The following is a 6,853-nucleotide window of genomic DNA, read 5'->3' as shown; positions in this document are numbered from 1 at the left end:
CGCCCTGCTGTGGATCCACGGCGGGGGGCTGGTGGTGGGGGCCGCCGTGCAGGACGACGCGCGCTGCATCGCGGTGGCCGAGGCGCTGGACATCGTCGTGGCCTCCGTGGACTACCGCCTCGCCCCGCGGGACCCCTACCCGGCGGCCATCGACGACTGCCGCACCGCGTGGGGGTGGCTCGTGCACCGCGCGGCGCAGCGTGGCATCGACACCGCTCGGCTGGCGATCGGCGGGCAGAGCGCGGGGGGCGGGCTCAGCGCCGCCCTCGTCCAGAGGGTCCACGACGAGGGCGGACCCCAACCCACCGCCCAGTGGCTCTTCTGCCCGATGCTCGACGACCGCACCGCCGCCGACCACGGGCACGACGCCGTCCACCACTTCGTGTGGACCAACGACTCCAACCGGGTGGGGTGGTCGTCCTACCTGGGCCAGCAGCCGGGGGCGGCGACCACACCGCCCTACGCGGTCCCCGCCCGGCGCACGGACCTGTCCGGTCTGCCCGACGCGTGGATCGGCACGGGGGACATCGAGCTCTTCCGGGACGAGGACCGTGCCTACGCGGAGGCCCTCACCCGCGCCGGGGTGGACTGCACCCTCGACGAGGTGGTCGGCGCCCCGCACGCCTTCGAGACCTATGCGCCCCGGGCGCCGATGACCCGGGACTACATGCACCGCGCCACCGAGTGGTTGCGCGCGAGGGTGGGCTGACCCGGGTCCGGGTCGGGGCGGGCCCGAACGGGGGCTGCCTCGGGCGGGGCCGGACTCGGATGGGGCCGGACCCGGCGGACGCGGTCCGACCGCTCCGGCCCGACCGACGGGGCCGGCCTCCCTCAGGACGGGTCGCGCCGCGCGTCCGCCCGTGACTTGAGGAGTGACGCCACCACGGTCACCACCAGCGATCCGGCGATCACGGCCATGGACAACGGGATCCCGATGTCGGGCCCCGCCTCGATCCCCTGCCCGCCGTTGATGAAGGGCAGCGTGTTCTCGTGCAGGGCGTGGAACACGAGCTTGACGCCGATGAAGCCGAGGATGACGGCGAGGCCGTAGTGGAGGTACACGAGCTTCTCCAGCAGGCCGTCGATGAGGAAGTAGAGCTGGCGCAGCCCCAGCAGGGCGAAGGCGTTGCAGGCGAAGACCAGGAACGGCTCCCGGGTGAGGCCGAAGATCGCGGGGATCGAGTCGAAGGCGAACATCAGGTCGGCGGACCCCAGCGCGAAGACGACGAGGACGAGCGGTGTGACCGAGGTGCGACCCGCGTGGCGCACGAAGAAGCGGTCACCCACGTAGCCGTCCGTCACGGGCAGGATCCGGCGCATGATGCGCACGAAGCGGTTCTCCCGGTACTCCGGCTCCTCCTCGACCTCACCCTGAACGCCCTCCCTCGCCTGCGAGAAGGCGGTCCACAGGAGCCACGCGCCGAAGATGAGGAACACCCAGGTGAAGCGCTCGACGAGGGCGGCGCCGATGAGGATGAAGACGAGGCGCAGCACGAGGGCGATGATGATCCCGGAGACCAGCGCCTTCTGCTGGAGGAGCGGTGGGACGCGGAACGAACCGATGATGATGACGAAGACGAAGAGGTTGTCCAGTGACAGTGACCACTCCGTCATCCAGCCGGCGTAGTACTGGACGGCGTACGTGCCTCCGTAGATCGCCCAGATGACGAGCCCGAAGAGCAGGGCGAGGACGATGTACCCGAGGGTCCACCAGGCCGCCTCCTTCATGGTCGGCACGTGCGCCTTGCGGACGTGCCCGAAGATGTCGACGGCGATGAGGGCCAGGACGACGACAGCGAGACCGACCCAGCCCAGTACGTGAACTCCCATGCGGCTCTCCTCAGCCTCGGCACCCGGCATGCCCTGCGCGTGCGTGGCGATCCTCGACCACCGGGCCACCCCCGGTCCTGCGGGTGCCCGCCGGGGACGCCCCATGGCATGGTTCCACGAGCTCCCGGGATTCCCGAAATGGGGTATCCATCTTGTGAACGAGGCGTTGGCGTGGCCCGGTGGTGTTGTTCTCAGCTGTTGGCTCTCCATGGTCTGTCTGTGTGTCCTGTGTCGAGGGAGCCTGGTGAGGATCGTGGGCCGTGCACTCCGCGTGGCTGGTCGACTTTCGATTTCGGGTCACGGACAAGTTGGCGGTAGGTGACAGGCTCTGACGCGACGGCGCGTTCGAGGAGTCGCCTGAACACCAGTCCGCGGTGATGACTGTGTCGCCTGTTGAACCGGAAGATGAACTCGTCGAGGTACTCCTGGAGGTGGCCGGTCCCAGCACACCCCTGGTAGGTGCCCTCGATCATGCGCTTGGCGAGTGAGAAGATCCGGTGCACTGCAGGCAGGACCACGCGATCCCGCTACATCAGGTGTCCGAGAAAACAGGGTAGGCCCAGCGTCCCTGGTGCGGGAGCCGGATGCAGGGATCGACGATGGTGATGTCCGTGGCGCCGTGCAAATAGGGCATGAGCAGCGTCTCGTACGAGACTCCACGCTGGTTCTCCTGGAACTCCCGGTGCCCTTCGAACAGGGGCGCCGCCACCTCGGGAGCAACTGGAGCCGCAACTGCGACCTCTGCTTGCGCGGACCCACGCTCCTCCGCCGACGCCTCTACTTCGCCCTCGGCCTCGGGGCGGCGAGCCTGGTAGTAGTCGGGGTACTCGTCCTCCTCAAGCGTGGTGACGCCACGCCAGGTGCCCGACTTGTCGGAGTAGCCGAAGTTGACGGCGGCCATTGTGGTGTCGATCCGAAGAATCTGGTCCTTGACGCGCTTGCGTCCTTCGACGGCGAAGCGCAGCAGTTCCTCGATCTCCTCTTGCGTGGCCTCGCCGCCCGGGTAGATGAGCTTCATCAGGCCAGAGAAGGTCTTGTGGATGCCGTCGCGGTCCCGAGTGGAGATGTCGGAGCCGAGCGTGAAGTGCTGCTGGTAGCGGTCGGAGTAGTCGATGTTGCGCAGTGGCCTACATCGCTGCCTTCGACGCGTCTCGGATGCATCCTGACGGTACCGGGCTATCGGGGTGTGGCGACGTGTTCGAGTGCATCAATGTCGAGGATGGAGACGTCTCGGCGTCCGTGGAGTTCGATGATGCCGGAGGTGGAGAGCGCGGCGAGGCGTCGGCTCAGGGTTTCGGGCGTGGTTCCGAGGTAGGCGGCGATGTCTTGTTTCGCCATCGGCAGCCTCACCGTGGGTACGCCTGCTCGCATGCTGCCGGGCAGATCTAGCAGGTAGGCCGCCACGCGGGCGTTGACGTCGCTGGAGGTGACGGCGCCCAGCAGTCGCTCGACTGAGGAGAGCCGGTCGGAGAGTGTCCGCAGCATCCGCTGACTGATGTCGGGGTAGTCGCGGAGCAGGGCCGAGAGGTCGGCGTGGTCGAAGACGCACATCCGACTGTCTTCTAGCGCGACGACGAGGTCGACCGGGCGGTGGCCCGTCAGGAAGGCCCGTTCTCCCACGACATCACCGTCTGTCACCGTTCGCAGAATCTGTTCCTGACCATTGGCCGCCGTGTGGCTGACCTTGAGCTGTCCGCTGTGCATCACCAGCAGACGCGACACCGACTGTCCGGGGGAACAAACAATATCCCCCTTGTGGACGCACACCGGGCGAACGAAGTCGGCGACGTGCAGCTGCTCCTGGCGCGTCAGTCCTTGGAAGATCGGTACGCGAGCTACGCACAGGTCATCCTCAGACATGCTTCAAGCCTACCGGAATCGGCGCGGGCGCCACCGTCCCCAGATGCCCCAGGGGGCGCCTCGTACGGTGCCGTCCGGACTTGACCNGAAATGGGGTATCCATCTTGTGAACGAGGCGTTGGCGTGGCCCGGTGGTGTTGTTCTCAGCTGTTGGCTCTCCATGGTCTGTCTGTGTGTCCTGTGTCGAGGGAGCCTGGTGAGGATCGTGGGCCGTGCACTCCGCGTGGCTGGTCGACTTTCGATTTCGGGTCACGGACAAGTTGGCGGTAGGTGACAGGCTCTGACGCGACGGCGCGTTCGAGGAGTCGCCTGAACACCAGTCCGCGGTGATGACTGTGTCGCCTGTTGAACCGGAAGATGAACTCGTCGAGGTACTCCTGGAGGTGGCCGGTCCCAGCACACCCCTGGTAGGTGCCCTCGATCATGCGCTTGGCGAGTGAGAAGATCCGGTGCACTGCAGGCAGGACCTCGTGGGCGCGCTTGCCTGAGGCCGACACATTGATTGGTTCATGCAGATACCCACCCAGCGCTCCAGGGTAGGAGGAGAGCCCGTCGCTGAGGATCGTGGAGCCCTGGGCGATGTTGGCGGTGATGAATGCTCTCAACGACTGGGTCGAGGCGTCAGGGATCACGGCCAGGCGGGCTCGCCCCCACCCGTGATCGGTGAGCTCGACTGCCCCGGCGACCAGAGTCTTGCCCAGCGCCCCGCGACCCCGCACCCCAGGACGGTGCCCACCGAAGAAACTCTCGTCAACCTCGACACGGCCCCTCAGTGGCTCCCCTCCGCTACTCATCACCTGCCGCAACCTCGCCAGCATCGCCCACGCCGTCTGGTAGGAGTTGATCGGCAGCACCCGGTGCAGGTGCGCCGCCGAGACGCCACCCTTGTCGGCACTCATCAGCCACGCCACCTCGAACCAGACCGTCAGCGGGGTGCGCGTCTTGGCGAAGATCGTGCCCGAGGTCAGAGAGAACGTGTACCAGCACTCACGGCAGCGGTAGCGCACTCCCGACTGCCGCCACACCACCGAAGTCCCACAACGCGGGCATCGCACACCCTGGGGCCAACGCAACCACTCCAAGTAGTCCAAACACGCAGCATCATCACCGAACCACGCCCGCAACTCGACCAGATCCGACGGATAGTCCCTGCCTGCGACCAGTTCCGACGCAGAGACAGCAAGGGTAGGGTCAATCACGACGAACACCTCTCAGCGGTGTAGTCCACGCTCCCGGCTGTTGACGCAGCGCGGGAGCACTCTCTACGACACGAGCCTAGCCCCCAACCCGTTCACAAGATGGATACCCCATTTCCCGAATCGGTCTCCCGGATCATGGGACCGCACCGGCTTCCCGACGGGGCACCCCGTGTGCGACCTATCGTGGAGGCGACGTCCGGGCAAGTCCCGCGCAGGGCAGCGTGGGCACCGCGTCGAGGAGTGACTGATGGGCATCCGTGAGGTCCCGTTCCCTTCCCACAACGGCCGCGACGAGATCCAGGCGTGGGTCTACGAGCCGGTGCGCCCTCCCCGGGCGGTCGTCCAGGTGGTCCACGGCCTGGGTGAGCACTCGAGGCGCTACCTCCACATGATCTCGACACTGCTGGACGCCGGTTTCGTGGTGGCCGCCGACGACCACGCCGGCCACGGCCGGACCGCCATGGTCTCGGGGGAGTGGGGGGACACGGGCGAGGACGGGGCGGTGACGGTCGTCGAGGACGAGGCCTCGCTCCACGACAGGGTCCGTGAACTCCACCCCGACCTGCCCTACTTCCTCTTCGGGCACTCCTGGGGGTCGATGATCGGGCGGGGATACGCCTCCGACCACGGTGACGACCTGGCAGGGGTGGCACTGTGCGGGGTGGCGGCACAGATCCACGGCATCGACGCAGTGGTGGACCGGGCGGGCCTGGCCGCGCGCATCGCGGGAGGAGAGGGGACACAACGTGACGACGGCTACGTCGACCAGATGTTCGACGGGTTCGTGTCGCGCTACACCCACGTCAACGGCCCCACGGACTGGATCGCGGTGGATCCCGACGTCGTGCGGGACCACGCCAACGACCCCTTCAACAACTTCACGGCCCCCATGACCCTGCGCTTCGTCCAGGACTTCATCGACCTCTACGACCGGGTCAACTCCCCGGGGTGGTACCCCCAGGTGCGCCCCGGCCTTCCGGTGCTCCTGCTCAGTGGCGACATGGACCCGGTCGCGAACTACGGCGAGGGCACCTACCACGTCTCCAACCAACTGCAGCTCAGTGGGCACCACGACGTGCGCACCCGGGTGTGGTCGGGCTACCGCCACGAGATCCACAACGACCCCGAGACCCGCGCCCTCGTGGAGACGGAGATCGTCGAGTTCGTCGAGAAGCACCTGGGCTGAGGATGCGGCGCTCCGGCCGCCTGCGGTGGGCACCATGACACGGGTGGAGATCTGCGTCGAGGACGCCGCGGGGGTGCGGGCCGCGTCCCAGCAGGGAGCGGACAGGGTCGAGGTCTGCCACGACCTCTCCTGCGGGGGGCTGACCCCGTCCGACCTGCTCGTCTCCGAGTCACTCCCCCTCGCGCCCCCCGACGGCGTCCAGGTCCTGATCCGTCCCCGGCCGGACGACTTCGTGTTCTCCGGGGACGAGGTCGCGGCGATGTGCACACGGATCCGTGACCTGCGCACCCTGGTCGAGCCGAGCGGGGTCGAGGTCGGGTTCGTCATCGGGGCCCTGCAGGAGGACCACCGCGTGGACGAGTCCGCCCTCGCCCGCCTCATGGAGGCCGCAGGGCCCGCACGCGTGACCTTCCACCGCGCCTTCGACCTCGTGCCCGACAGGCGCGAGGCCCTGGGGATCCTCGTGCGCCACGGGGTCCGGCGGGTCCTCACCACCGGTGGCGGCACCGGGAAGGCGGACGTCCCCGGCCTGCGGGCCCTCGTCAAGTGGTCGCGCGGGGAGATCCTGGTCCTCGCCTCCGGAGGACTGAGGTCGGACTCGGTGGTGGACGTCATCCGCAGGACCGGGGCGCCGGAGGTGCACATGCGCGCCCCCGCTCCCAGCGGGTCCGGCACGGACCCGGACGAGGTCGGGCGCATCGTCGCTGCCGTCCGACACCACGACAGCGACGCATCCCGTCGCGGGTGACCCGGTGGGACGTGCCCCCGGGGGCACCGG

7 protein-coding genes and 1 pseudogene are annotated in these 6,853 nt (G+C 68.1%); 3 read left to right on the top strand and 5 right to left on the bottom strand.

All coding sequences use genetic code 11. The features are described 5' to 3' along the window. Positions 1 to 709: alpha/beta hydrolase (locus tag BQ9890_RS12175; protein ID WP_075891840.1), on the top strand; the 709-nt coding region annotated here is incomplete at its 5' end. A gap of 122 nt (positions 710 to 831) precedes the next feature. Here the strand turns inward: BQ9890_RS12175 and BQ9890_RS12170 are convergent. The 5 genes and pseudogenes from BQ9890_RS12170 to BQ9890_RS12150 form a co-directional block, all read right to left on the bottom strand. After that, complete coding sequence (locus BQ9890_RS12170; RefSeq protein ID WP_075893176.1) at positions 832 to 1,830, bottom strand: TerC/Alx family metal homeostasis membrane protein; 999 nt, start codon at positions 1,828 to 1,830, stop codon at positions 832 to 834. 191 nt (positions 1,831 to 2,021) lie between these two features. Next, positions 2,022 to 2,342, bottom strand: a pseudogene (locus BQ9890_RS16415) (transposase); the annotation flags it as partial. A gap of 20 nt (positions 2,343 to 2,362) precedes the next feature. Continuing rightward, a complete protein-coding gene (locus BQ9890_RS14940; protein ID WP_268258660.1) occupies positions 2,363 to 2,953 on the bottom strand; it encodes a BREX system Lon protease-like protein BrxL in 591 nt (196 codons plus the stop codon). 53 nt (positions 2,954 to 3,006) lie between these two features. After that, entirely contained in the window at positions 3,007 to 3,690 is a 684-nt protein-coding gene (locus tag BQ9890_RS12155; protein WP_075891835.1) for a Crp/Fnr family transcriptional regulator, read from the bottom strand. A gap of 143 nt (positions 3,691 to 3,833) precedes the next feature. Further along, entirely contained in the window at positions 3,834 to 4,889 is a 1,056-nt protein-coding gene (locus BQ9890_RS12150; protein WP_075893174.1) for an IS1595 family transposase, read from the bottom strand. Between the two features lie 247 nt (positions 4,890 to 5,136). Here BQ9890_RS12150 and BQ9890_RS12145 point away from each other — a divergent pair, with 247 nt between their 5' ends. Together BQ9890_RS12145 and BQ9890_RS12140 are read left to right on the top strand one after the other, a co-directional pair. Next, positions 5,137 to 6,075: an alpha/beta fold hydrolase gene (locus BQ9890_RS12145; RefSeq protein ID WP_075891833.1), complete on the top strand. Its 939-nt coding sequence runs from the start codon at positions 5,137 to 5,139 to the stop codon at positions 6,073 to 6,075. 34 nt (positions 6,076 to 6,109) lie between these two features. Continuing rightward, positions 6,110 to 6,823, top strand: a complete 714-nt coding sequence (locus BQ9890_RS12140; RefSeq protein WP_075891831.1) for a copper homeostasis protein CutC — start codon at positions 6,110 to 6,112, stop codon at positions 6,821 to 6,823. Positions 6,824 to 6,853 lie beyond the last annotated feature (30 nt).

The organism is Actinomyces provencensis, assembly GCF_900155435.1.
GTDB lineage: Bacteria > Actinomycetota > Actinomycetes > Actinomycetales > Actinomycetaceae > Pauljensenia > Pauljensenia provencensis.
Note: the sequence above shows the minus strand (reverse complement) of the source record. Positions and strands in the feature narration are given on the sequence as shown.